Origin of the sequence: Enterococcus moraviensis ATCC BAA-383, assembly GCF_000407445.1 — a bacterium.
Lineage (GTDB): Bacteria > Bacillota > Bacilli > Lactobacillales > Enterococcaceae > Enterococcus_L > Enterococcus_L moraviensis.
Map to the genome: position 1 here is coordinate 59,573 of NZ_ASWB01000005.1, position 22,968 is coordinate 82,540.

General features: G+C 35.7%; 26 protein-coding genes. 23 read left to right on the plus strand and 3 right to left on the minus strand.

Features of this window, described 5'->3' with window-relative positions; translation table 11 throughout:
- The first annotated feature begins 11 nt into the window (after window positions 1-11).
- Together I586_RS15785 and I586_RS15790 are read left to right on the plus strand one after the other, a co-directional pair.
- Window positions 12-482, plus strand: coding sequence for an Asp23/Gls24 family envelope stress response protein (locus tag I586_RS15785; protein ID WP_010763853.1), 471 nt, complete (start codon window positions 12-14; stop codon window positions 480-482).
- Window positions 483-519: 37 nt separating this feature from the next.
- Entirely contained in the window at window positions 520-768 is a 249-nt protein-coding gene (locus I586_RS15790; RefSeq protein WP_010763854.1) for a GlsB/YeaQ/YmgE family stress response membrane protein, read from the plus strand.
- A gap of 63 nt (window positions 769-831) precedes the next feature.
- On the opposite strand, the gene I586_RS15795 is transcribed toward I586_RS15790, so the two are convergent.
- Window positions 832-1,152, minus strand: coding sequence for a DUF960 domain-containing protein (locus I586_RS15795; protein WP_010763855.1), 321 nt, complete (start codon window positions 1,150-1,152; stop codon window positions 832-834).
- Window positions 1,153-1,473: 321 nt separating this feature from the next.
- Window positions 1,474-2,088: a 50S ribosomal protein L25/general stress protein Ctc gene (locus I586_RS15800; protein WP_010763856.1), complete on the minus strand. Its 615-nt coding sequence runs from the start codon at window positions 2,086-2,088 to the stop codon at window positions 1,474-1,476.
- A 496-nt stretch (window positions 2,089-2,584) separates the two neighbouring features.
- On the opposite strand from I586_RS15800, the gene I586_RS15805 reads away from it, so the two are divergent.
- The gene (locus I586_RS15805) at window positions 2,585-3,340 is read left to right on the plus strand and encodes a 16S rRNA pseudouridine(516) synthase (protein WP_010763857.1); all 756 of its coding nucleotides are present in this window, start codon (window positions 2,585-2,587) and stop codon (window positions 3,338-3,340) included.
- The gene (locus I586_RS15810; RefSeq protein ID WP_010763858.1) at window positions 3,330-4,013 is read left to right on the plus strand and encodes a YjjG family noncanonical pyrimidine nucleotidase; all 684 of its coding nucleotides are present in this window, start codon (window positions 3,330-3,332) and stop codon (window positions 4,011-4,013) included. The genes I586_RS15805 and I586_RS15810 overlap by 11 nt, the downstream gene beginning before the upstream one ends.
- A 50-nt stretch (window positions 4,014-4,063) precedes the next feature.
- Here the strand turns inward: I586_RS15810 and I586_RS15815 are convergent, their stop codons facing one another.
- Window positions 4,064-4,516, minus strand: a complete 453-nt coding sequence (locus tag I586_RS15815) for a GNAT family N-acetyltransferase (protein WP_010763859.1) — start codon at window positions 4,514-4,516, stop codon at window positions 4,064-4,066.
- A 145-nt stretch (window positions 4,517-4,661) separates the two neighbouring features.
- On the opposite strand from I586_RS15815, the gene udk reads away from it, so the two are divergent.
- The 19 genes from udk (at window position 4,662) to I586_RS15905 (ending at window position 22,967) form a co-directional block, all read left to right on the plus strand.
- Entirely contained in the window at window positions 4,662-5,291 is a 630-nt protein-coding gene (gene udk, locus I586_RS15820) for a uridine kinase (RefSeq protein WP_010763860.1), read from the plus strand.
- 174 nt (window positions 5,292-5,465) lie between these two features.
- Window positions 5,466-6,134, plus strand: a complete 669-nt coding sequence (locus I586_RS15825; RefSeq protein ID WP_010763861.1) for a response regulator transcription factor — start codon at window positions 5,466-5,468, stop codon at window positions 6,132-6,134.
- A complete protein-coding gene (locus I586_RS15830) occupies window positions 6,125-7,216 on the plus strand; it encodes a sensor histidine kinase (protein WP_010763862.1) in 1,092 nt (363 codons plus the stop codon). The genes I586_RS15825 and I586_RS15830 overlap by 10 nt, the downstream gene beginning before the upstream one ends.
- A gap of 57 nt (window positions 7,217-7,273) precedes the next feature.
- A complete protein-coding gene (locus tag I586_RS15835; protein WP_010763863.1) occupies window positions 7,274-8,623 on the plus strand; it encodes an ABC transporter permease in 1,350 nt (449 codons plus the stop codon).
- A gap of 44 nt (window positions 8,624-8,667) precedes the next feature.
- Window positions 8,668-9,303, plus strand: coding sequence for an ATP-binding cassette domain-containing protein (locus I586_RS15840; RefSeq protein ID WP_244147895.1), 636 nt, complete (start codon window positions 8,668-8,670; stop codon window positions 9,301-9,303).
- A gap of 91 nt (window positions 9,304-9,394) precedes the next feature.
- A complete protein-coding gene (locus tag I586_RS15845) occupies window positions 9,395-10,879 on the plus strand; it encodes an ABC transporter permease (protein WP_010763865.1) in 1,485 nt (494 codons plus the stop codon).
- Between the two features lie 12 nt (window positions 10,880-10,891).
- Window positions 10,892-11,566: an ABC transporter ATP-binding protein gene (locus I586_RS15850; protein ID WP_010763866.1), complete on the plus strand. Its 675-nt coding sequence runs from the start codon at window positions 10,892-10,894 to the stop codon at window positions 11,564-11,566.
- Window positions 11,559-13,004 carry a PASTA domain-containing protein gene (locus I586_RS15855; protein WP_010763867.1) on the plus strand — a complete coding sequence of 482 codons (1,446 nt, stop codon included), beginning with the start codon at window positions 11,559-11,561 and terminating at the stop codon, window positions 13,002-13,004. Before I586_RS15850 ends, I586_RS15855 begins: the two co-directional genes overlap by 8 nt.
- A gap of 526 nt (window positions 13,005-13,530) precedes the next feature.
- A complete protein-coding gene (locus I586_RS15860) occupies window positions 13,531-13,872 on the plus strand; it encodes a type II toxin-antitoxin system PemK/MazF family toxin (RefSeq protein WP_010763868.1) in 342 nt (113 codons plus the stop codon).
- 247 nt (window positions 13,873-14,119) lie between these two features.
- The gene (locus tag I586_RS15865; protein ID WP_010763869.1) at window positions 14,120-15,094 is read left to right on the plus strand and encodes a Gfo/Idh/MocA family protein; all 975 of its coding nucleotides are present in this window, start codon (window positions 14,120-14,122) and stop codon (window positions 15,092-15,094) included.
- A 536-nt stretch (window positions 15,095-15,630) separates the two neighbouring features.
- Window positions 15,631-17,499, plus strand: a complete 1,869-nt coding sequence (locus I586_RS15870; RefSeq protein WP_010763870.1) for a BglG family transcription antiterminator — start codon at window positions 15,631-15,633, stop codon at window positions 17,497-17,499.
- 5 nt (window positions 17,500-17,504) lie between these two features.
- Window positions 17,505-17,843 carry a PRD domain-containing protein gene (locus I586_RS15875; RefSeq protein WP_010763871.1) on the plus strand — a complete coding sequence of 113 codons (339 nt, stop codon included), beginning with the start codon at window positions 17,505-17,507 and terminating at the stop codon, window positions 17,841-17,843.
- Window positions 17,844-17,899: 56 nt separating this feature from the next.
- Complete coding sequence (locus I586_RS15880) at window positions 17,900-18,253, plus strand: glycine-rich SFCGS family protein (RefSeq protein ID WP_010763872.1); 354 nt, start codon at window positions 17,900-17,902, stop codon at window positions 18,251-18,253.
- Window positions 18,254-18,280: 27 nt separating this feature from the next.
- Entirely contained in the window at window positions 18,281-18,655 is a 375-nt protein-coding gene (locus I586_RS15885; RefSeq protein WP_010763873.1) for a DUF4312 family protein, read from the plus strand.
- Window positions 18,656-19,438: a DUF4311 domain-containing protein gene (locus tag I586_RS15890; protein ID WP_010763874.1), complete on the plus strand. Its 783-nt coding sequence runs from the start codon at window positions 18,656-18,658 to the stop codon at window positions 19,436-19,438. It begins immediately after the preceding gene.
- A gap of 24 nt (window positions 19,439-19,462) precedes the next feature.
- A complete protein-coding gene (locus I586_RS15895) occupies window positions 19,463-20,125 on the plus strand; it encodes a DUF4310 family protein (protein ID WP_010763875.1) in 663 nt (220 codons plus the stop codon).
- Window positions 20,126-20,248: 123 nt separating this feature from the next.
- Entirely contained in the window at window positions 20,249-21,568 is a 1,320-nt protein-coding gene (locus tag I586_RS15900) for a PTS sugar transporter subunit IIC (RefSeq protein WP_010763876.1), read from the plus strand.
- A gap of 53 nt (window positions 21,569-21,621) precedes the next feature.
- The gene (locus tag I586_RS17210; RefSeq protein WP_071868135.1) at window positions 21,622-21,858 is read left to right on the plus strand and encodes a hypothetical protein; all 237 of its coding nucleotides are present in this window, start codon (window positions 21,622-21,624) and stop codon (window positions 21,856-21,858) included.
- A 20-nt stretch (window positions 21,859-21,878) separates the two neighbouring features.
- Entirely contained in the window at window positions 21,879-22,967 is a 1,089-nt protein-coding gene (locus I586_RS15905; RefSeq protein ID WP_010763877.1) for a DUF871 domain-containing protein, read from the plus strand.
- Window position 22,968: the final 1 nt, after the last annotated feature.

The window sequence follows — 22,968 nt, forward strand, 5'->3', positions numbered from 1 at the left end:
TTGAGAAGACAATGGATAACAAAGCAAATGGAAACACAACTGAGGGAACCAACGTAAATGGGATCAAAACAAAATTAACATTTGACGATCAAGTCGTGAAAAAAATTGCTGGTATCGCCGTATCAGAAATTCCTGGTATTTTAGGATTGAGCGGAAACGCGATCACAAACTTAACTGATAAATTCACGAATGGAAACAACCCAACAAAAGGCATTAGTGCAGAAGTTGGAACAAAACAAGTAGCCATCGACTTAGATGTAATCGGTGAATACGGGAAAAACATTGCACAAGTTTTTGACACAGCAACGAAAAAAGTAGCGGAAGAAGTCAAAAACATGACAGGTCTTGATGTGATTGAATTCAATATGAATGTAGATGATGTCATGTCAAAAGAGCAATATGAAGAAAAATTCGAAAACAAGAAAAAAGAAGAGAATGAAAATGAGAAAAAACAAGAAAATAACACACGGACATTACAATAATAAGTAGGTTTATTCTAATAAGAGGAGGAGAGGAATTATGTTCGGTTTTATTTGGTCATTGATTGTCGGTGGAGTACTTGGTGCTATTGCTGGAGCAATTTTAGGAAAAGATGTACCTGGTGGTGTAATCGGTAATATTATCGTTGGGTTTATCGGAAGTTGGATAGGAACAATGTTATTGGGTAATTTCGGTCCCATTATCGGTGGATTTCCAATCATCTCTGCTTTAATCGGAGCAGTAATCTGTATTGCGATTTATTCGTTTATTGTTAAACGAATGGCATAATATAAAAAAATAAAAACAGTTCTACACAGCTTATAAAAGTGATGTAGAACTGTTTTTTTATAGTTATTCCAGCATTTCTGCAGGCAATAAAATCGTTTCCTTATGACCGTCATCAAAGGCAAATACCTGAGACGGATACTCATCAGAGTAAACAAAAGGTAAATCAATAGCCATTTGAACATCACTGATTTCTTGAGAAAAATGAATTGTTACTTTCCCACCATTGTCTATCAAATCAAAATACAGCATATTCGTAAGTGGGATGACCCCTTTTAAATCTAAATCAATGATTAGCCAAATGCTGTCGATCAAAGCACCAGGTAAGCTTTCCACAACACCTAGGGATGCATAACGACTACGTTCACTATCAAAACTTTCAACCATTTATTTGACCTCCTTTAGCTATCTAATATCAACAGTATACATTATTTAACTGAAACTGGCTTCTGTCAAGTTTCAAAAAAAAAGCAACAATTACGCTTGCGGAGGGTATCTATTTTTTAGGGTATAAAAAGAGCCTGGTACATAACTAAAAAGTTATATTTCAGGCTCTTAGTATCTGAATAAACGGTGGGCGCAAAAGTAATTACTACGCTTCGATCACATCAAACTCTAAGTGCTAAAGCACTAAGAGTTGAAGGCTTCTTATTTCTCGAAGTTAAACACTTATGACCCAACCTCTTTATCTCTATTTAAATTAGTGGATTATTCTGGTTTTTCACCGATCACTGTAGGTTCAGCGGCTTCTCCAACACTTTCTTCTTCTGTTTCGGATTTAGCTTCTACTACTGCTGCAATTTGTTCTTCACCATCCGTAATGATGTCATAATCTTTACTCTTTGGTAAATCAGCGACAGTGATAGCATCACCAATTGCAAGTTTTGTAATATCAACTTCTACACGTTCTGGCAATTTATCTGGCGTTGCCGAAACTAAAACATTGTATAAGTTTTGAGCTAGTTCACCACCAGCTTTTACACCTTCAGATTCGCCGACAAGCACGATTTCAGCTTCTACTTCTGTTGCTTCTTTCATGTTTACAGCTAAAAATTCAACGTGTTTCATTTTGCTTGTGAAAGTATCTAATTGAGCTTTAAACAGTAATGTATTGATTTTTTTACCGCCAACAGTCATTGTGATCACGGCGTTGACACCATTATCTCGTAAAATTCTCGTTAATTCTTTTTCTTCCACTGAAATAGGAGTACTTTCAATTTCAAATCCATAAACGACGGCGGGTACTTGACCAGAGTGACGTAGTTGATTTCTTAGTGAACGCGGACGGACAGCTCTTTCTTTAACTTCTAATGATACTGACATAACCTAAATTCCTCCCTTGATTTAAAAGCCAAACAGGCTAGTGATACTAGATCAATCAAAATGAATTTATATTTGGTTATCTACAAAACGCAACATGATGGAAAAAAGGAGTTTTGTTGACGCAAGTTGTAAACATGTAAAAGCATAAACGTAGCTAAGGTTTTCCTGTTCAAAGTTGAAACGAACAAGCAGCTTCTACAAACGAGCAACAAAAACAAAAAATCCCGAATAATTGTGCACAATTATCCAGGGGGAAATTCCATATGATATCTTATTCTCTCCCAGGTCATTACGCTGTTTTTGAGAAACCTTATTCACTTTCTATATCAACCATAACGCGAATCCAAAGTTAAGTCAAGGGAAGTGAAGGAAGAACAGACGTCTTTTAAATAGTACTTAAAGAATGAATAGGGCGAATATGTTTTGCTTAATCGGCTTGTTTTCTTTTCATTCTTTAAAGTTTATACTAAAATATTAGATGAAAAGAGGAAAGTAAATGCGTTTAGATAAAGTATTGGAAGTAGAAAAAATAGGTTCCAAAAGAAAAGTCAAAACACTGATCCGCAGTAAACAAGTGCGGGTCGATGGACAGATTGTCATGGATGAAAGTTTAAACGTAGATGCAGCCTTGCAAGAAATTTATGTTGGGGATAAAAAAATTCAACAAGAATCCCATGTGTATTATATGTTGAATAAACCTCAAGGCGTTGTGACCGCTGTCAAGGATACCCGCCATCAAACTGTTATTGATTTAATCAGTCAAAGTGATCAACGAACAGGGCTGTATCCTATTGGTCGTTTAGATCGTGACACAGAAGGTCTGTTGCTGATTACAGATAATGGTCAGCTTGGATATCAACTACTGTTGCCGCATAAAAAGGTTTCAAAGAGGTATGAAGTTAGAGTGAATGCAATGCTGACAACGAACGACTGTAACGTATTTGCTGAAGGAATCATCTTTTCAGATGGGACAACCTGTAAACCAGCAACATTGACGATTTTAGCTTCAGAAAACAATGAAAGTCACGTCTATTTAGACATCACGGAAGGCAAATTCCATCAGGTCAAAAAAATGTTTTTATCTGTGGGAAAAAAAGTGATCTATTTAAAACGATTATCGATGGGACCGATTCAACTAGATCCTACCCTTGAAATAGGAGCATATCGGCCGTTAAACCAAGAAGAACTGCAGGAGTTACTGCCTTATTTTACGATTCATAAAAAAGAAAAGAGAGTGGAACATGAAATTTAAAACATTATTATTTGATGTGGACGATACATTACTAGATTTTCAAGCAACAGAAAAAAAAGCATTACAAGCCCTTTTTGAAGAAGAAGAGGTAACATTGACGGATGAAATAGAAGCAACTTATAAACAAATCAATAGTCAATTATGGCGGGAATTCGAACAAGGAAAGACAGACAAAAAAACAGTTACAGATACTCGTTTTAGCTTATTGTTTGATCAGTTGAATAAGACAGTCGATGGCAAAAAAATGGGAGAACGATATCGTTATCATTTAAGTCAAGGACACGATTTACTGGGCAACAGTAAAGAGATTATTGAGCGTTTGAAACCTGATTATGACTTATATATTGTGACAAATGGTGTAGCAAAGACGCAGTATCAACGACTAAAGGATTCAAATATGACTGAATTTTTTAACGATATTTTTGTTTCAGAAGAAGTAGGCTATCAAAAACCGATGAAAGAATATTTTGATTATGTGTTTGACCGAATTCCTAATTTTGAACATGAAAAAACGATGATCATTGGGGATTCCTTGGCATCCGATATTCAAGGTGGAAACTTAGCTAAAATTCAAACATTGTGGTTAAATCCTTCAAAACAACCAGCCCATTCAGAGATTCAACCAACATATGAAATCAGTCGTTTGGATGAGATCTTTACTGTATTAGAATAATAACAAAAGAGAACAAGCGCTTTGCTAGAGGCTTGTTCTCTTTTTTTAGGTTATACATCCATACTTAAACGAACCATATCTTTTAAAATCAGCTTATTTTCCACGATTTCTTCTTCATAGTGACGAATAAAAAAGTCTCGATCAATACTCGTCATCCGGAAGCCACATTTTTGATACAGATATAATTGACCAAAACTAGTGCTACCCGTGCCGATTTCTACGGTTTTGTACTGGCTATTTTTAGCATAACTCAGTGCAAATTGAAGCAATTTCTCGCCGATTCCTTGGCCTTGATATGTTTCTGATACAGCAATATTGACGATTTCTAAAGTTTCTGGTCTAGTAGGGAGCAAAGCTAAAATACCTACTGGACTACCGTCAAACATAGCATCAAAACAAACGCTACGTTTGATATAGTCTTCAACCAATTGTTTGTCTGGATCAGCTGATAATAATAGGTCGTAGTGAATAGCTTGAAATTCTTGGATTTCTTTAATTATCATGGCATTGTTCCTTTCTAATAAATGGATTGAATAAATGAACAGTTTTTTTTAATTAAATAGATAAAATTGTGGTTTTCTTGCTCGTTTCTATTATAATAGAAAAAGGTTATTATGACTATTACACATAAGAGAGAGGTTTCGTTGAATGAAAAATACTCAACCAATCGTGATTGGTGTTACTGGCGGTTCCGGCAGTGGGAAAACTAGTGTCAGTCGGGCAATCTTCAATCATTTCCCAAACCATTCAATCATGATGCTGGAACAAGATTCTTATTATAAAGATCAAAGCCATCTGAGTTTTGAAGAAAGACTAGCAACGAATTATGATCATCCGTTTGCATTTGATACAGATTTGTTGATTGAGCATCTAACACAATTATTAAACTATCAATCGATTGAAAAACCAGTGTATGATTATGTTGAACATACGAGAAGTTCAGACATTATCGTCCAAGAGCCGAAAGAGGTCATTATTTTAGAAGGTATTTTAATTTTAGAAGATAGTCGTTTAAGAGAATTGATGGATATTAAGTTATATGTTGATACAGATGACGACATGCGCATCATTCGCAGAATCAAACGTGATATGGAAGAACGTGGAAGAACCTTAGACTCTGTTATTGAACAATATCTGACTGTAGTAAAACCCATGTATCATCAATTTATTGAACCAACGAAGCGTTATGCAGATGTGATTGTGCCAGAAGGTGGAGAAAATCACGTAGCCATTGATTTGATTACTACTAAAGTGGCGAGCATTTTAAATGAAGTGTAAGTAAATGAATTAAAATAATCCGTAATTGTACTTGGAAATACTAAGTAGAATTACGGATTATTTGTTATTTTATTTTAGAGCAAAAAATGAATCGTAGACAAATCATTCTTAGGTATAGTATCTTATGAGATAACTATTGGCGACTAGGTCGGCTTTTTGAAGGGAACGAGACCGATGAGAATATTAATTATTGAAGACAATCGAGAATTGGCATTATCAGTACAAAAAGGATTAGAACGAGAAAAATTCGTGGTGGATCTTGCTTTTTCTGGTTTAGAGGGAGAAGAAAAGGCTTATGTGAATAGGTATGATGCGATTTTATTAGATTTAAATTTACCCGATAAAGACGGGTTGTCGATTTTAAATTTTTTAAGAGAGTCAGGCATAGATAGTCCAATTATTATTATCACAGCTAGAGACGAAATCGAAGAGCGGGCAAAAGGACTTGATTTTGGCGCGGATGATTATTTAGTAAAACCGTTCGAATTACTGGAATTAGTGGCACGCATTCGCGCAGTGGTTCGGCGTTTTCATGGGCGAACCTCTCCCCATATCAAGATTGGTTTGTTAACGATCGATCCAGTGAAACGGTTTGTATGCTATGGCAATTCTGAAGTGGCATTAAAACCTAAAGAATTTGATATTTTATTATGTATTGCTCAAAAACATCCAGCGGTAGTTTCTACAGAAGAAATTGCGGAACATGTTTATGACGAAAACTTTGACCCCTTTTCTTCTGTACTTAGGGTCCATCTTGCCCGAGTGAAAAAACAACTTGTGCAAGCATCAGGAAAAGAGCTACTTAAAACAATTCGAGCGAAAGGATACCAATTATGCGAGTAAATTTGAAGATAAGTTTAACTGTTTTGACCTTTGCATTTTTTGTCATTTTGATTATTAGTGGTGGTTTTTTCGCGGTGAAAAGCAACTGGAGTTCACTAAATATTGGTCAGTCTATCGGTTCGGCTATCTATGTAGTCAATGATACAAAAGAAGCGATTTTACAACCAACTGCAACGGTCGAACTTAAAGCATCTGAAATGGTGAGTACAAAGGCGTTGGATGATATTTATTTGACTAGTTTACTGAAGTATTTACCAATGATCATATTGATCGTTTGTTCAGCTATTTTAGTGTTAACGATGACTTTATGGGTTGTCTTACGGCGAATTTATACAAAGCAAATGGTTTCGATCATTCATGATTTGCAATTTTTGGAAAAATTTTCAGAGGAAAAAGTTGAAGATAAATCAGTCGCAAAAGCATTTCAACAATTAAAAGATAAATTTGATGGGAATCTAAATGATTATAAAAGGCTTAGTAGCTACCTCACACATGAGCAAAAAAATGCAATTGCGATTTTAAGGGCTAATCTGGAATTGAAACAAAATGAAACTGGGAATTTACTTATATTAGACCGTTTGACAGATAGTATTGATGATATTTTGACTCTGTCCAATAGCACGGAAGAAGCAATGAGTGAACAGGTGGATGTTTCATTGATTTGTGCAGAGGTTTGCGATACCTATCGTAAAAGTTATCCTAACCTTCTATTTTCTTTTGATGAAATCGATGCAACACTGATCTTAGGAAAGAATCGTTGGATTTATCGTGCAGTCTCAAATCTAGTAGATAATGCAATCAAGTATGGTGACAATAAACCCGTCGAAGTTTCTGTTACTAATCAAAAAGGGAGTATTATCGTTGAAATCAAAGATCATGGCAAAGGGATAGATTCTGACGTTCATACGGCAATTTTTAATCATAATTATCGAATCAATGGCTTGAAACAGGACGGATATGGCATTGGATTATCAGTCGTTTCCCACGTATGTGACCTATGTAAAGGATTTGTTTATGTTGAAAGTGAAGAGAATAAAGGGGCGACTTTTTATCTATCTTTTCCACAAATTTCTGAAAGTTAACATTCAGTTAACAATTGATTTGGTATTGTGGAAACAAGGAAGGAGGAGAGCAAGAACATGTTCGTCTTTAAACATGCTTTCTTAAATCTTAAAAGACACACTTGGCGTTATTTACTAGTTGGTATCATTTTATTTCTTTTAATTTTAGGCACGGTAGTAACAAGTACTGTGTATACATCTGCTAAAGTTTTTGCAAAAAATTACAGTAAGCAGTTTATGACCCTAGTAACCATTCTTGAACCAGATTTAAGTAGTCTTACGCATGAAAAAAAACTAACGAAAGAACAGTATCTCAAATTTGGCGAATCGAAATATGTAAATGGAACCCGAATGGCTGCAAACTTTCCAGTATCATTTGACACGTTAAAGACAAATTCAGAATCAAGTCCATTACAAGTTCAAAAAATGGATGGCGATGAGGTGAAGGAAAATTATTATCCATCAATCGCGAGTTGGTTTGGTGTTGATACACAAGAACTTAAAACAGAGTTCTTACAAGGTGACATGGAAATCAGTACGGGGCGTGCAAATCTAAAAATGAATGAATGTTTGATCAGTGCTGAGTTAGCTAAGTTGAATCAGCTTAAAATAGGCGATTCGATTCAGGTAACGGTAATCGGCAATCAAGTACCTGAAAAAAAGGTGTTGGTCATTGCTGGAATCTATCAACCTAAAGAACAAACTGCTTCAAAAGAGGTTAATGAGTTGATGCGTATTCAGGAAAATAATATTTATACAAATTTAGAGACAGTACAAGCAACCAAAAGTTTCGAAGAATATGGCTATAACAATGTGGCCTATGAATTAAAGAATCGATCTGATTTCGACGCTTTTTTGAAAGAGTTACAGAAAAAAGGGCTACCTGATGAGTATCATGTCATGACAAATGAAGCGAATATGGACATGCTTTTAAGTCCGGTTAATGGGGTAGGAACGTTGTCAGGAACTATTCTTTTGAGCTTCTTGATTTTTGGTAATTTTAGTCTAGCATTGTTCTCGATTCGAAAATTCAAACAAGAACAAACAGATATTTATGTGTTGCGTAATATAGGGATCACTAAAAGCCAACTGATTCAAAGTCGTTTAATTGAATTAGGCGTTAGTACAATAATCAGTTTTAGTTTAGCCTTCATGACTGCTCGTTTAGTCACTCAACCGATTGCAGATTGGCAGTTAAAGAATCAAAAACAAATGATGGGGAATGTGGCTCAATTGTTCAGCGTTATGGACAATGGAAAAGTAGAATCGATCACAACGATTCCTATGATGCTCACGAATTATTCGTTTGTTTTTATGATCGGTATTACCAGCTTGTTCTTGATGACGATTATTTCCATTGAAGCCTATAAGATTTTCAAATTTGAACCGATTGAATTTTTGTTAGAAAGGAACATCGATGAATCATGATTCTCTCTCTTAAAAATATAGTATATACGCATAAAAAAAACAACGTGACTGTATTGGATAATGTAACGATCGATTTTTCTCGTGGGAACGTTTATGGCATCTTAGGAAAACCTGGCGCAGGAAAAACGACATTGCTAGCACTTGTTGCAGGAATGGACACCGTTAGTTCGGGTACGATTCTTTTTAAACATCAAAACCTTGAGACACTTGATCGAGATCTTTATCGGCAACAGGAAATTGGCACGATTTTTCAACAGTATAATGTACTTTTAAATGAAACAGCTTTGACGACACTTAATTTGTGTACGCCTAATGCGACTATGCAGGTACAGCGTAATGACTTTTTTTATGAAGCCTTAAAAAAAGTGGGAATCGACAAAAAACTGGCAAACCAAAAGATCAAAAAATTATCTACTGCCAATCAGCAACGAGTTTATTTAGCCAAAGCCATGATCAATGATCCGAAAATCGTCTTGATCGATGAACCTATGGAATCATTAAGTGAACTTTCACTAAAAATGGTGATGGAATATATCCGTATATACGCTGAAAATGAAAACAAGTGTATTATCATCACTTCGCAATCCAAAGCAATTGCAGAAGGAGTTGATGAATTATGGGGATTGAATGGTGGGAAACTATCATTTATTAAAAACAATGTAGCAAATGGAAAACTTTAGAGTCTATCCAGTGTTGTTGACTCGATGAAATAGTGTTGCGATAGCGAATTAAGTCATTTCTACATTGTTTTTAAGTAGGAAGGAAGAGTATATGAACTATTGGAATCGAGCATTGTGTAGTGTTACAAGGAGAAAAGGAAAATCAATTATTTTATTTGCTGTCATTTTAATATTAGGTAACGTGATAGCAGGAGCAATTGCAATCCAACAATCTACAGCCAACGTTGAAAAGAAAATAAAACATGACCTAGGTGCAACAGTAAGTGTTGAGTTAGATTATCAAAAAATGATGGATGAAGGACAATCTTTTTCACCGACAGCTTTAAAAGTAGAAGACGTAAAAAAATTAGGCAAATCTGCGTATGTTAAAGAATTTGATTATAATGTGAAAACGAGTCTTTTTGTGGATAAAATCAAAACCTATGAAATGGAAAACTCTGCGGTGATGGGTGGTATGCCTAAAACGTTGAGTCTTAAAGGAAACAACTTGTTAGAACCTCTAGATTTTAAGGATAAGAAAGTGAATCTAGTCGAAGGTAGACTATTTAAACAAGAGGAAATCAATAATGGCAAGGATGTAGCTGTTATTTCGAAAAAATTAGCAGAAGAAAATGGATTCAATGTTGGGGATAAAGTGGTTTTAGATAGTTCAGTCATGGATTTTAAACAAGATGGATCAATGGAACAGTTAGCGAGCCAAGATCATCCTGTAGAGATCATTGGCATATTTGAACCTACTAGTGTTGAGAAGAAAAAATCGGACGGAAAAGATCAAAAAGGAATCGAAGAGCAATTTATGGAAACAGAGCAATTTAATACGATCTATATGCCTAATGATGCCGTGATGACTATCAATAAAGTAGAATTTGAAAAAGGGAAAACCTTGTTACCAGACCGTTACAAAAAAGCGGATGGAACAGACATGACGGAAGAGGATATGAATCAAATTACCCCTGTTTATGTACTGAAGACACCGGAAGATGTGGAGGCCTTCAAAGAAGAGTCGAAATCATTGATTCCAGAAGGGTATAAGTTAACTGCATCAACAGATCAGTATGATCAAGTTGGTGGTACATTTAAAAAAATGTCGCAAATCTCTGGCTATGTTGTTCTTTTAGCAATTGGTGCAACACTGCTGATTATTTCACTAGTGGTGATTCTCTTCTTACGTGACCGTAAACACGAATTGGGTATTTATTTATCATTAGGTGAAACGAGAGCGAAAGTGATGCAGCAGATTCTAATCGAATTGCTACTTATTAGTTTGATCGCGATGTGTTTATCACTGATTACAGGGAATTTTCTTGGGAAAATGGTTTCAGAATCATTGATTGCCAGTGATGCATTTTCAACTGTAGGGGATACTGCTGGTAACGGTGGCACAATGATGATTGGGGCTAGTGGAGCGAGCGTTTCGACGTTAACGACAGAAGATGTTTCAAATGCATATGAAGTGACCTTCTCAATTAGCTATATCGTGAGCTTTTTGATTGCAGGATTAAGTACAGTTCTATTATCTGCAGTTTTACCGTTGACTTATGTACTGCGGTTAAATCCAAAGAAAATCATGATGTAGGAGGAAACCAATATGACAATTTTACAGACAAAAAACGTAAGCTACTTTTATCAAGATGGCGATAAAAGACGGATGATCTTACAAGATACGTCAATCAATTTTGATCAAGGACAATTTTATACGATTTTAGGGCAATCAGGTTCAGGAAAAACAACGTTTCTCTCGTTAATTAGTGCATTAGATGAGCCGAAATCTGGTGAAGTGTTGTATAAAGGGCAAAACATCAAGAATATTGGCTTAGAGAAGTACCGCAGAGATGATATTAGTATTATTTTTCAAAGTTATAATCTAGTTCCGTATTTAACCGCATTGGAAAATGTTTTGGTCGCAATGTCGATAACAGATAATGATATGCCAAAAGACAATCGTGAAGTAGCGTATAACCTATTGGATTACATTGGCATTAATAAAGCCAAAGCAGATCGTTTAGTCGGGCAATTATCTGGTGGGGAACAACAACGTGTGGCAATTGCTAGAGCATTAGCCACAAATGTGGATATCATTCTTGCTGATGAGCCAACAGGAAACCTTGATGAGGGAATGGAACAAGAAATTGTTGATATCTTTAAAGATTTGGCGGAAACACATAATAAATGCGTAATTGTTGTCACACATTCAAATGAAATCGCAAAACAATCAGATAAAACGTATTTTCTAAAGCAAGGTGAGTTGATGTTGAATGAGTGATTTTTTATCTAATTTCAATAAATCAAATTACGATAATACGAAGGAAAAAAAGGCACGAGAGTCTTCTGATTCAAACAGCAATGATCCACAGGAAAAAATCGGACCAATCAATAGACCAGAATCTCAAATACCCATGGAATCGACTAAAGCAGCACAAGAAACACCTTCTCAAACAAGGAGTAGCCAATTACAGGATGAAATGGAAATCGATCCGACCTATCATAAGAAAAGAAAACAAAAATTTCGTATGATTGGTGCAGGGATTCTGGCAGCGCTATGTCTCCTGTTTTTCATTTATTATCAAGCGACGCATGTTAAACTTCCTGATTTTACAGGAAAAGATCTTGCACAAGCAAGAACTTGGGCCACTGAAAATAAAGTAAAATTAAAAGTCGACCAAACATACGATAAAGAAATAGAGACCAACAAGGTGATTTCGCAAAAATCAAAAAAAGCGAGCAAAATCAAAAAAGGGTCAGAATTAACTGTTGTAGCAAGTTTAGGTGCTGATCCAGAAGAAAAACTAACACTTCCTGATTTTATGACAATGAAAAAATCGGAAGTAGAAAAGTGGATCAAAGAAAATAAAGCAGAAAATATTTCTTTAATTGATGAATATAGCGAGACTCTAGAAAAAGGCAAGCCCGCTCGATTTGAGATCGTGAATAAAGAAGTCTCAAAAGAAAACTACAAGCGCAAAGACAAAGCGAATATGTATTACTCTAAAGGAAAAGAGACCTTTGAAAAAAATATTTCTGTTCCCGACTTTACTAAAAAAATGAAGACGGAAGTTGAAAGCTGGGCTAAAACCAACGATATAAAAGTAACATATGAAGAAGCAAGCTCCGCAGAAATTCCAGCAGAAAGCATTATATCTCAAAGTGTTGCAAAAGACCAAAAGGTAGCTAAAAAGGATAGTTTGACTGTGACGGTATCTTTAGGCAAAGGATACACAGTGCCCAATTTTGCTGACTATACACCGGAAGACGCAACAACTGCGGTAGAGGGATTAACTGTCCAAGCGAAAAGTATTTATACGAATAATGTTCCATACGGACAATTGGTTTCCCAAAGTGTTGAAGCAGGAACTCAGTTGACGAGTAAAGATGATCTAAAAGTAAAGGTTTATTATTCAGCTGGTCAACCCTACCTCAAAGATTTAAGAGGGAATACATTAGAAGGCGATTTACAAAAACAATTTTATGATGAATTTCAATCAAAAGGTGCAACTATTCAATATACAGTTAGATATGTTGATTCTGCAGAACCTAAAGGTACAGTTGTAGGAATGAGTGCATATAACTTGTATGTACCATTAGATTATACAGTAGCCTTAGATATCAGTTTAGGTAATTTAGAAGGAGCTTCCAATCCAGTACCTAAATCCTCTGAGAAGGATTCAACTGAGAATGAAAAAGACGTAAATGATTCGCCGTAATAATAGAAAAAGATACCATAGGAAGTAGTCGATTCCTATGGTATCTTTTTCATTTAAAGGATCGGAAAGAAAAGTAGAAAAATAAAAGTTTGATGAGAATTTATTTACACGTTTATTTTTGTAAAATCAAGGAATAGGATTGTTAATAATTTGTTCAAAGATAAATGATAATTTTTGCATAAATAATTGGATAAAACATCCGTTTTAAATGCTTAGTATTTGTTGTCTTTTAAGTATTTAACCACGTTGTTATAGCATTATTCATTTTAAAGTCAATATATTTATTATTAAAATGTAATTTAACACTATTTTGGAGGAAGTAATAAAGAAAATAGCATGGAAAAATTCAGATAAATTACATTTTTTTTTGGAACGAATAGTGTAAAGTATTTTCTCATGGAATTTTCCTTTTATAGAGTTTATCAAAGATTTCCATGATTAGTATAAAATATTGAAAAATTTCCTCATAAAAGCATGATATAATTTACACGAAAGTGGTTTTTTTAGTTAGGGGTGATAAAGTATTATGATGCGAAGGGGAGAAATTTTTTATGCCAATCTCTCACCGGTTGTTGGTTCAGAACAAGGAGGAATTAGACCAGTATTGATTATTCAAAATAATAAGGGGAACTTATTTAGTCCAACGTTGATTGTTGCGCCTATTACTAGGAACGTGAATAAGAAAATGCAACCAACACAGGTCAAAGTGGATATACCACATGAAGACCGTATGACACCGTCTTTGGTATTGTTGGAACAAATCCGAACATTGGATAAGGAACGAATTCTTCACAAAATTTGTCAATTAGAAGAAGAGGACATGCTGAAAGTCAACCAAGCACTGAAAATAAGCATTGGTATTCGTTGATTGAAGAGTGATACATAGGGGAAGATATACATAAATAGTCGTAAACTGCGAATCGTAAAAATAGAATAATCACGACACAAGCAATTTACGCCTATTATTTTTTAATGTAAAGATTTATCGAAGTCTGAGACAAAACCTGCATTTCGTTTTGTTTTAGGCTTTTTGTGTGAAAAAATAGGGGAAGCCAATAGAACTTTTGAACTTTTCAATAGTTATCGCTATAGTATAGGCAAAGGAGTCGATAAGGATGAAGAAGATACGTTATGGCATTTTAAGTACAGCACAAATCGTTCCAAGATTTGTGGAAGGGATCAGAAAAAGCGCGGACGGAGAAGTCGTGGCGATTGCATCACGTAACCTAGAAAATGCTGTTGATATGGCTGAAGAATTAACTATTTCTAAAGCTTATGGCACGTATAAAGAATTATGTGAGGATGATGAAATCGATATTATTTATGTGGCAACATATAATAAAGGGCATTATGAAGCGGCAAAATTGGCATTGACGCATAAAAAGCATGTGTTAGTAGAAAAACCTTTTACTCTAAATGTGGAAGAGGCAGAAGAACTTTTTACATTGGCAGAAAAAAATGCTTGTTTCTTAATGGAGGCCCAAAAATCTGTTTTCTTACCAATTAGTCTACAAGTGAAAAAAGTGATTCAACAAAATAAAATTGGAAAAGTACATTGGCTTCAATCTGTAACGACTTATCCGAGTGTAGAGCATATCGCTTGGTTTCATTCATTGGATGCAGGTGGTGGTGCATTGCATGGCTCAGGAAGTTATCCATTGCAGTATATGCAATTTATATTAGGGAAACCAATTGAAGAATGTCAGGGCAATGCCACAAAAATGGACGGTGGGACAGATGATCAAGTTAATTTAACTTTAAAGTTCGCTGATCAAGTTTTAGGTTCTATTTTTATCTCGGTAAAACTTGATATTCCAAGTAAGCTGACGATTTACGGAGAAAAAGGTCGGATAGAGATTCCAAATTTTTGGAAGACAAAGCAAGCGACTATTTATTATGAAGATGGCAGTGAAGAACGATTGACGGGTGGGTCTGATAGTGAATTTGTCTTTGAGATAGAACATGTCAATAACTGTCTTCAAAATCAACTAAGAGAAAGTCCTGTCATGACCAGAAAGATGACGATCGAAACGGTTCGTTTAGTAGAAGGATTTTATAACAAATGGAAAAAAGAAGAGGATAAAGCATAAAGAGATTGCAATCGCTGCATATCTGTGTTAAAGTAATCCTCATGCGACGAGTTGACTCAATCAGACAGCTTAGGCTGTTCCGTTTTGACGGCTAGTGATTGACAAAACAACAGAGGCACATATGTTTAATCATACCTACCGGATGTAGGCGTGTCGGATAAATATTTTTGTGGAGAAGATTTTATCTATTTATTTTTATAAATACTGTGGCAAAAAAGAAGACTTCGGTCTTCTTTTTTGTTTTTTTAACGTTTGCTGTACGCTATTTGAATTCTTCCTTAGATAAGTTCGTGCAACGTTTATTAAATAATGGATAAGATAAGTTGCACTAAGGAAAAAGCAGACTAAACCTCTTTTTTAAAGGTAGATTTATTTGAGAGTAAAGAAATAAAATAACGCATTTGGTAATTTGAATCGTTGAATAAAAATAGTATACTAAGAAAGTTGCACTTGTGTAAGTGCAACTTTTTTGTGTTGTTACGAAATAAAAATCAAGATATAGTTCAAGTGTAAGAGAAAGAAGGTTGGTGAGTAGAATGTCACTGCACTTATCAAAACGGGAAATAAAAATATTGTTATTGCTTTTAGATTTAGAAGAAAGTGTGACAACAAAAGAATTGGCAGAAACCTTCCATGTTAGTGTCCGAACGATCAAATATGATTTAGAAAATGTACGTGATTGGTTTAAAGAACAGAATGTTTTACTTAAAACTAGACGAAACAAAGGGATTTGGTTGGAGTTACCAGATTCAGAACGATTGACCTTAAAAAATGAAATTATTGAAGTTGAACGATTTGAAACATACCCAGACCAAGAATTGCGAGTAAATCAATTGATTTTTCGTTTATTATTAGCACCCAAATGTTTGACGTCACAAGCGTTAGCCAATGAATTACAAGTTAGCAGAAATACGATCATCAGTGATTTGGATCGCATAGAAGAATTGATCGACGTTCATGAACTTGTATTAAATCGTCAAAGCCGTCAAGGTTTTTCTATTGTTGGAGAAGAAAGCAAGATTCGTTTGTTGATGGAATACATTACCCAAAAAGAAATTACTGAATATGATATTTATCAAATCATGAGCTATTTTGTGCAATCAGGACAACAGAAAAAAATGCAAGAAGTTCATGTGGGCGTCAACACGATTTTTCAAAAAATCTATCAAGTTGCGCTAAAGGAGATGACGGGACTTCTAGATCCCTCTTTGTTTGATCAATTTAACTACGCTGAAATTCTTTCAATTACGCTACGAGTTGCGATTGCAGCTTCGAGAATGCAGTTACACCATACAGTTGGTGGGTATAAAATGTTGACAAATCAAAAGGTATTGCAACAAAAACAAGAGTTACCGTTCTTATTAATGAAGAAAGTTTTTGATCATTATGAGCTTCCTCTGTTAGCAGATGAATACTTCTATATTTATAGTGATGTATTTGTTGCAAATAACCAACAAGACATTGTTGGTTTGACAGAAGAGTTGATCAAAGATGTGTCAGAAGAAATTAATTTTCCTTTTTACCGCGATCGTCAACTTTTTACGAATTTATTTGCACATCTTTCCTTACGGTTAACAAAAAAACACCTCTTTATAAATGAGTACAATCCTTTTGTGGATGATATCAAAGCAAAATACCCGCAACTATTTTCCGCCATACAACTTGCGAGTCAAAGTGACATTGTAGGCTCTGCATTATTGATCAACGATTCATTTATTGCCTATATTGCATTGCACTTTTTAGTGGCATACGAGAAAAATCTTCATGAAGTCAATGTAGTTAGGATCGTGTATGTGTGTTCGACAGGACTAGGTGTGACAAGCTTGATTGAACAGAAAATTTTAGAGGAAGTCGCAAATGTTGAAATTGCTGGTTTTGCTTCGGTATTAAATGCTGTTGATATTATAGAAGAAAAAAATCCAGACTTGGTTTTGAGTATATTTCCCATTGAAATTATCAATCGTCCATTTGTCAAAGTCAATCCATTACCTACAGAAGCCGATATTCAGACAATCCAAGATGAAGTCAATAAAATTTTGACCCATACCAAAACAGGAAAAGTTCCTCGTTTGATCCCTCGTCAGCAAGTGAGGGAAAACCAAGGAATCGAAGCAGAAAGTCGAGATATTATTGTTCAGACGTATGTCATTTATGAAGCGTTACTTAAAGCATTTGCTGAAAAATTAGCAGAAGAATATAAAGAAGCATTTTTACTTCATGTGATGCTGATGGTTCATCGAATTACGTTTGACGGTCAATATGAAAACGAAGGCAATATCGTTAAGGAAATGCTACTTGCTCAGCAAGAGTTAGTCGAACAAATCGAACGGATTTTTGCCGAAAATGATTTAATGGTTAATCAAGCAGAAATTACTGCTTTATTGAATTATATAAGAGAGGAGTAGCACGTATGAAGTTAAATGACGATGCTCAAACAATCATTGACGAAAGTCAAAATCAGGTTGAACTTCAAGCAGCACTTGAACAAATCGATACGCTATTGAAGGAACAACAGATCCAGCCAAGCGAATTACAATGGACAATCTTGATCAATCATATCAATGAAATGATCAAACGCTCGATTGCAGGAGAAAAGATGTCTGGTGTGGACCCGAAGATGTTTGAAGAAGTATCCAAAGAAGCTTTGCTGATTGCTGATAAAGTTGTACAGCATATTGGGAATTTGCCCTCAGATGAAATGTATGTATTATCAATTCATTTTGAAGCAGCACGACAAAATGAGATTTAGTAAGAAGCTTTTAAGAATGATTATTAGTATATAAATAAAAAATTGGAGGAATAATTATGATAACAGTAGTAATCGCAGATCGTTTAGGAAAAGGTCAAAATGTTGCAAAAGGTGTCGAGGCTGCAGGAGGCAAAGCGGTTGTTGTACCTGGAATGGGTGCAGATATGCGTTTAGGAGATGTCATGCAGCAAGAAAATGCTGATTTAGGCATTTCGTTTTGTGGAAGTGGTGGTGCAGGCGCTTTAACAGCTGCAACAAAATACGGCTATTCAGAACGTCATGGTATGCGCTCCATTGACGAAGGTATAACAGCAATCAATGACGGAAAAACTGTTTTAGGCTTTGGTTTTATGGATCAAGAGGAACTAGGGAAACGGATAGTAGAAGCGTATTTGAAAAAGAATGCTTAACTAGTGAATTAGAGGAGGGAAAACTAGATGGAGAAAGTCACTGTAAAAAAACGTCAGGTCATTCAAGTTGAAGGTACGGGGAAAGAAAAAAATCTAGCTTTTGCGAATGCACTGAATCAAATCCACAATCGTGTATTAAAAGAAAAAGACGATGTGATCGTACGCATCGAACCTTTAGATATTCAAATTATTAGAGCAGAACAAGAAACATTTACGGAACGCTTTCTCTTTTTCTTTTTACCGCGGACACGTGCAGATTATCGTGTGTTGTTGGATGTTGAAGTGGAGATCACATTGATTGAGATGGAGATGATTCCGTTTGTTGAAAAAAGAGTGAGTGATCCAAATGGTCTTCCAATCCCTTTTAGCAAGAAAAAAAGAGTGCATAAGGAGGCAAATTAAATGGACGTTTTAGTTGTTTTACTCAAATCATTATTGATTGGAGGATTGGTTGGATTTGCAGCGGGAGCAGGCGCTGCAAGAATGTTCCACGCACCCAGTACACAAGGCTTAGGTGCTTTTAGAACATTAGGCGAAATGAATGCATGTGAGGGAGATGCGGCTAGTCATTTTTCGTTTGGATTAGGGTTCTTCTTTAATGCGTGGGCATCGACGGTTGGTGCTGGTGCATTTACACAAGATGTGGATCACCGTGTTATTCCTAACTGGGCAGCTGCAGCGTTATTAGTAAAAAATAAAAATGTTGCTGAAACAATGCATAATCCTAAAAAAATGGGGATTTCTGGTGCAATCGTGGGTATGTTAGTCGTGGCGTTTTTAAATACGACAGCCTCAGCAATTCCAGAATCTTTACAAGTGACAGCAATCGCTGTTTTAGTACCAGCTGCAAACTTACTGATTAATACTGTGATGCCAGTTTTATTCTGGTTAGCAGCAATTGATGCAGGCAAACGTTCAGGACTTTGGGCAACGATTTTTGGTGGACTTGCCACAATGATTATGGGAAATGCAGTTCCAGGTGTTGTTTTGGGTATTTTGATTGGAAAAGGTGTCGATGAAATTGGGTGGAATAGAGTAACCAAAAGTATGATGGCAGCAGTCATTTTATTATTTGTATTTAGTGCCTTTTTCCGTGGATTTGACTTACAAATGATTGAAAGCTTTAGAATGCAAATCCCAGGTTGGCTGCAAAATATGCATGATGCATTTACTATTGGTAAATAATGAAGGAGAAAGTGAGGAACTGTAATGGATGAGATAGTAGAATTAGAGAAAAAGAATTTTTGGTTCGCTGATTGGTCGTTTCCAATTTTAGTCGGTTTATTATCTGCTGGAGTATTTGCTGGAACCCACATGTACATTGAGCATGGCGTTGGAGCGTTTAATGAAGTAGCTATTGTTGCAATGCTAAAAGCCGGAATGGATGGCGGTTCTTACGGAGCAGCGGCAGCATTTGGTGCAAGTTTCTTATTTGCTCGTATATTAGAGGGCTCTTTGGTTGGCATTTTAGATATTGGAGGTGCAATTTTGACAGGTGTTGGAATTGGTGTTCCTGCAATACTTTTAAGTATGGACATTACAGCGCCAGTTGAAAACTTTGGCCTTTCCTTATTAACGGGCATGCTTCTTGGTTTGATTATTGGCGGCATCATCATTATGATTCGTAAATTTACCATTAATCAGTCAAATTCTACGTTTGGTGCTGATGTTATGATGGGCGCAGGGAATGCTTCAGGTCGCTTCTTAGGACCTTTGATCATTATCAGTGCATGCGGTGCATCTGCTCCAATCGGTATTGGTTCAATTATTGGTGCTGTGATTTTCTACGTGTGGAAAAAGCCAATTGCAGGTGGTGCAATTCTAGGTGCGATGATTTTTGGTGCAATATTCCCAGTTGATTTACCTAGTTAAAACGAATTAAAGTTGCACTTTTCTTTTGAAAACCGTTTACATTATAATGTTACCATGTTATTATAAATGAGAAATAATTTTGATTTTTTATTTATATTAATTTTTGAACGGAGGACAAAAGAAATGAATGGTTTTGTGCAGTGGATGGAAGTAAAATTGATGCCGATTGCCAATAAATTTGGCTCACAGCGTCATATGACGGCAATTAGAAAGGGACTTATTGCTACAATGCCTTTGACGATCGTCGGTGCATTTTTTACAGTGTTCCAGAATATTCCAATCGATGCGTATATGAAATTTATTGAGCCATATCAAGCAGTGTTGGATATTCCTTCTCGATATACTATGGGGATTTTAGCTTTATATGCAACGTTTGGTATTGCTTCTTCTTTAGCAACAAGTTATAAGTTGGATTCTTTAACATGTGGGATTTTAGCGGTTATGGCCTTTTTAGTAACGGCAGCACCGCCAACACGAGTTTTTGAAGATGTGAAAGATGTTATTGGTGCAGGTCGTTATATTAATTTAGCGAATATCGGTTCAGCCTCATTATTTGGCGCAATCGTTACTGCCCTTGTTTCAGTGGAAATTTATCGTTTCTTTATTCAAAAAGATATTACGATTAAAATGCCTGATGGTGTTCCACCAGAAGTATCAAATTCATTTATCGCATTGATTCCAGGTGCTGTGATCTTATTACTATTTTGGGTAATTCGTCATGTGATTGGTTTTGATTTAAATGGGTTCTTGAGTACATTATTGATGCCGTTGAAAGACACTTTAGCAGGGAATAGCCTATTTGGCGGATTGCTTACAGTCTTCCTGATTTGTTTCTTCTGGGTTTTAGGGATTCACGGACCAGCGATCATGGGACCGGTTATCAGACCGTTTTGGGATATGTCGATTGCTGAAAATACACTTGCTTTTCAAGAAGGAGCGTCAGTTCACAATTTACCGAATATCTTTACGGAACAATTTTTACAATGGTTTATCTGGATCGGTGGCGCAGGGACTACTTTAGCGTTAGTTGTTTTAATGATGTTTTCAAAATCGACATACCTGAAAAGTTTAGGTCGTTTGTCTTTCTTACCAGGTTTATTTAATATTAATGAGCCCGTTATCTTTGGTACACCAATCGTTATGAATCCAATTTTAGGGATTCCATTCATTGTGGCACCATTGATCACCACAACATTTTCTTATTTCTTAACTGTTACAAATGTGATTCCGATGATGGCAGCTCGTTTACCATTTGCAATACCAGCACCAATCGCTGCTTGGATGAGTACTAATTGGAGCGTGCCAGCAGCATTGCTTGTTTGTGTCAATTTCCTGATTACTTTGGCGATTTACTACCCGTTCTTCAAAGTATATGAAAAACAACAGTTAGATAAAGAAGCAGAAGAGTTGGCAGCAGAACAAAAAGCGAAAGCAGCTGCTTAATTTAAAAGAGGGGGAGGGTAGTAGATTTACTATCCTCTTTGGTGATTAAGATCATGTTGATTTGGTTTATTGTATTTTTTATTTTGAGTCAAGTCATGATCGAAAGAAAATGGTTGCCTGCATCATTTACAGGATTGAGGTTGTTCCATTTATGTATTGTATCGATTGGGTTGATTTTGCTCTCAATCGTAGTTGGAATTTTAATTAGACAACCACTGTTCATAGTAGGAAGTGTAACTATTTTGTGTAGTTCGGTCATCTCTTGGAAGTATCGACATAAATTTGATTAGATAACGCGGAGGGAAAACAAATGAAACGAGCATTAGGTGTATCAGTTTATCCAGATCATAGTGAAATAGAAAAAGATAAAGCTTATTTAAAAAAAGCTAGCGAGTGTGGATTTTCACGGATTTTTATGAGTATGTTAGAAGTTACTGAAGGCAAAGAAGTAGTAAAAGAGAAATTTAAATCATTAATTTCTTATGCGAAAGATTTAGGTTACGAAACAATTTTAGATGTAGCACCAAATATTTTTGATGAACTGCAAATTTCCTATGATGATTTAACCTTCTTTTACGAAACGGGAGCGGACGGTATTCGTTTGGATGTTGGATTTGATGGGAACAAGGAAGCTAAATTGACATTTAATCCATTTGATTTAGCGATTGAATTGAATATGAGTAATGATGTAGCCTATTTGGATAATATTTTAACGTATGAAGCCAATGTTCCATTCCTTTACGGATGTCACAATTTTTATCCGCAAGAAGGCACAGCGCTACCGTATGATTTCTTTGAGCGCTGTAGCGTTCGTTTTAAAAAGCATGGGATTCGCACAGCTGCCTTTATTAATTCTCAGGCAGGTAAGATCGGTCCTTGGGATGTCAATGATGGCTTACCAACACTGGAAATGCATAGACATTTACCAGTAGATATTCAGGCGAAACACCTATTTGCGACTGGTTTGATTGATGATGTGATCATAGGAAATGCCTATGCATCGGATGAAGAGCTTGAATTACTAGGTCGTTTGAATCGCTATCAATTAGAATTAGCAGTTGAGTTTACAAACGAGGCTAGCAAAGTTGAAAAAGAGATCACGTTAACGGAACAACACTTCCGTCGGGGCGACATTACAGATCAAGTCGTTCGTTCAACGGAAGTTCGTAAAAAATACAAAGATGCTGCGAATCCTGCTCACGATAATACGCATGAATTTCAAATCGGCGATGTTGTGATTGGAAATGATGCATTTGGGAAATACAAAAATGAACTACAGATTGTTTTACAGCCTCATTCAGATGACCGTAAAAACAAAGTGGGGCAAATAACAGAGAAAGAATTGTTGTTGTTGGATTTTGTAAAACCCTGGACAAAATTTAGATTTACAGAAAAGTAGG

Excerpts from the sequence above, each read along its gene's own strand:
- I586_RS15785 (WP_010763853.1), top strand. The coding sequence starts at position 12 with ATGGATAACAAAGCAAATGGAAACACAACTGAGGGAACCAACGTAAAT.
- I586_RS15790 (WP_010763854.1), top strand. The coding sequence starts at position 520 with ATGTTCGGTTTTATTTGGTCATTGATTGTCGGTGGAGTACTTGGTGCT.
- I586_RS15795 (WP_010763855.1), bottom strand. The coding sequence starts at position 1,152 with ATGGTTGAAAGTTTTGATAGTGAACGTAGTCGTTATGCATCCCTAGGT.
- I586_RS15800 (WP_010763856.1), bottom strand. The coding sequence starts at position 2,088 with ATGTCAGTATCATTAGAAGTTAAAGAAAGAGCTGTCCGTCCGCGTTCA.
- I586_RS15805 (WP_010763857.1), top strand. The coding sequence starts at position 2,585 with ATGCGTTTAGATAAAGTATTGGAAGTAGAAAAAATAGGTTCCAAAAGA.
- I586_RS15810 (WP_010763858.1), top strand. The coding sequence starts at position 3,330 with ATGAAATTTAAAACATTATTATTTGATGTGGACGATACATTACTAGAT.
- I586_RS15815 (WP_010763859.1), bottom strand. The coding sequence starts at position 4,516 with ATGATAATTAAAGAAATCCAAGAATTTCAAGCTATTCACTACGACCTA.
- udk (WP_010763860.1), top strand. The coding sequence starts at position 4,662 with ATGAAAAATACTCAACCAATCGTGATTGGTGTTACTGGCGGTTCCGGC.
- I586_RS15825 (WP_010763861.1), top strand. The coding sequence starts at position 5,466 with ATGAGAATATTAATTATTGAAGACAATCGAGAATTGGCATTATCAGTA.
- I586_RS15830 (WP_010763862.1), top strand. The coding sequence starts at position 6,125 with ATGCGAGTAAATTTGAAGATAAGTTTAACTGTTTTGACCTTTGCATTT.
- I586_RS15835 (WP_010763863.1), top strand. The coding sequence starts at position 7,274 with ATGTTCGTCTTTAAACATGCTTTCTTAAATCTTAAAAGACACACTTGG.
- I586_RS15845 (WP_010763865.1), top strand. The coding sequence starts at position 9,395 with ATGAACTATTGGAATCGAGCATTGTGTAGTGTTACAAGGAGAAAAGGA.
- I586_RS15850 (WP_010763866.1), top strand. The coding sequence starts at position 10,892 with ATGACAATTTTACAGACAAAAAACGTAAGCTACTTTTATCAAGATGGC.
- I586_RS15855 (WP_010763867.1), top strand. The coding sequence starts at position 11,559 with ATGAGTGATTTTTTATCTAATTTCAATAAATCAAATTACGATAATACG.
- I586_RS15860 (WP_010763868.1), top strand. The coding sequence starts at position 13,531 with ATGATGCGAAGGGGAGAAATTTTTTATGCCAATCTCTCACCGGTTGTT.
- I586_RS15865 (WP_010763869.1), top strand. The coding sequence starts at position 14,120 with ATGAAGAAGATACGTTATGGCATTTTAAGTACAGCACAAATCGTTCCA.
- I586_RS15870 (WP_010763870.1), top strand. The coding sequence starts at position 15,631 with ATGTCACTGCACTTATCAAAACGGGAAATAAAAATATTGTTATTGCTT.
- I586_RS15875 (WP_010763871.1), top strand. The coding sequence starts at position 17,505 with ATGAAGTTAAATGACGATGCTCAAACAATCATTGACGAAAGTCAAAAT.
- I586_RS15880 (WP_010763872.1), top strand. The coding sequence starts at position 17,900 with ATGATAACAGTAGTAATCGCAGATCGTTTAGGAAAAGGTCAAAATGTT.
- I586_RS15885 (WP_010763873.1), top strand. The coding sequence starts at position 18,281 with ATGGAGAAAGTCACTGTAAAAAAACGTCAGGTCATTCAAGTTGAAGGT.
- I586_RS15890 (WP_010763874.1), top strand. The coding sequence starts at position 18,656 with ATGGACGTTTTAGTTGTTTTACTCAAATCATTATTGATTGGAGGATTG.
- I586_RS15895 (WP_010763875.1), top strand. The coding sequence starts at position 19,463 with ATGGATGAGATAGTAGAATTAGAGAAAAAGAATTTTTGGTTCGCTGAT.
- I586_RS15900 (WP_010763876.1), top strand. The coding sequence starts at position 20,249 with ATGAATGGTTTTGTGCAGTGGATGGAAGTAAAATTGATGCCGATTGCC.
- I586_RS17210 (WP_071868135.1), top strand. The coding sequence starts at position 21,622 with ATGTTGATTTGGTTTATTGTATTTTTTATTTTGAGTCAAGTCATGATC.
- I586_RS15905 (WP_010763877.1), top strand. The coding sequence starts at position 21,879 with ATGAAACGAGCATTAGGTGTATCAGTTTATCCAGATCATAGTGAAATA.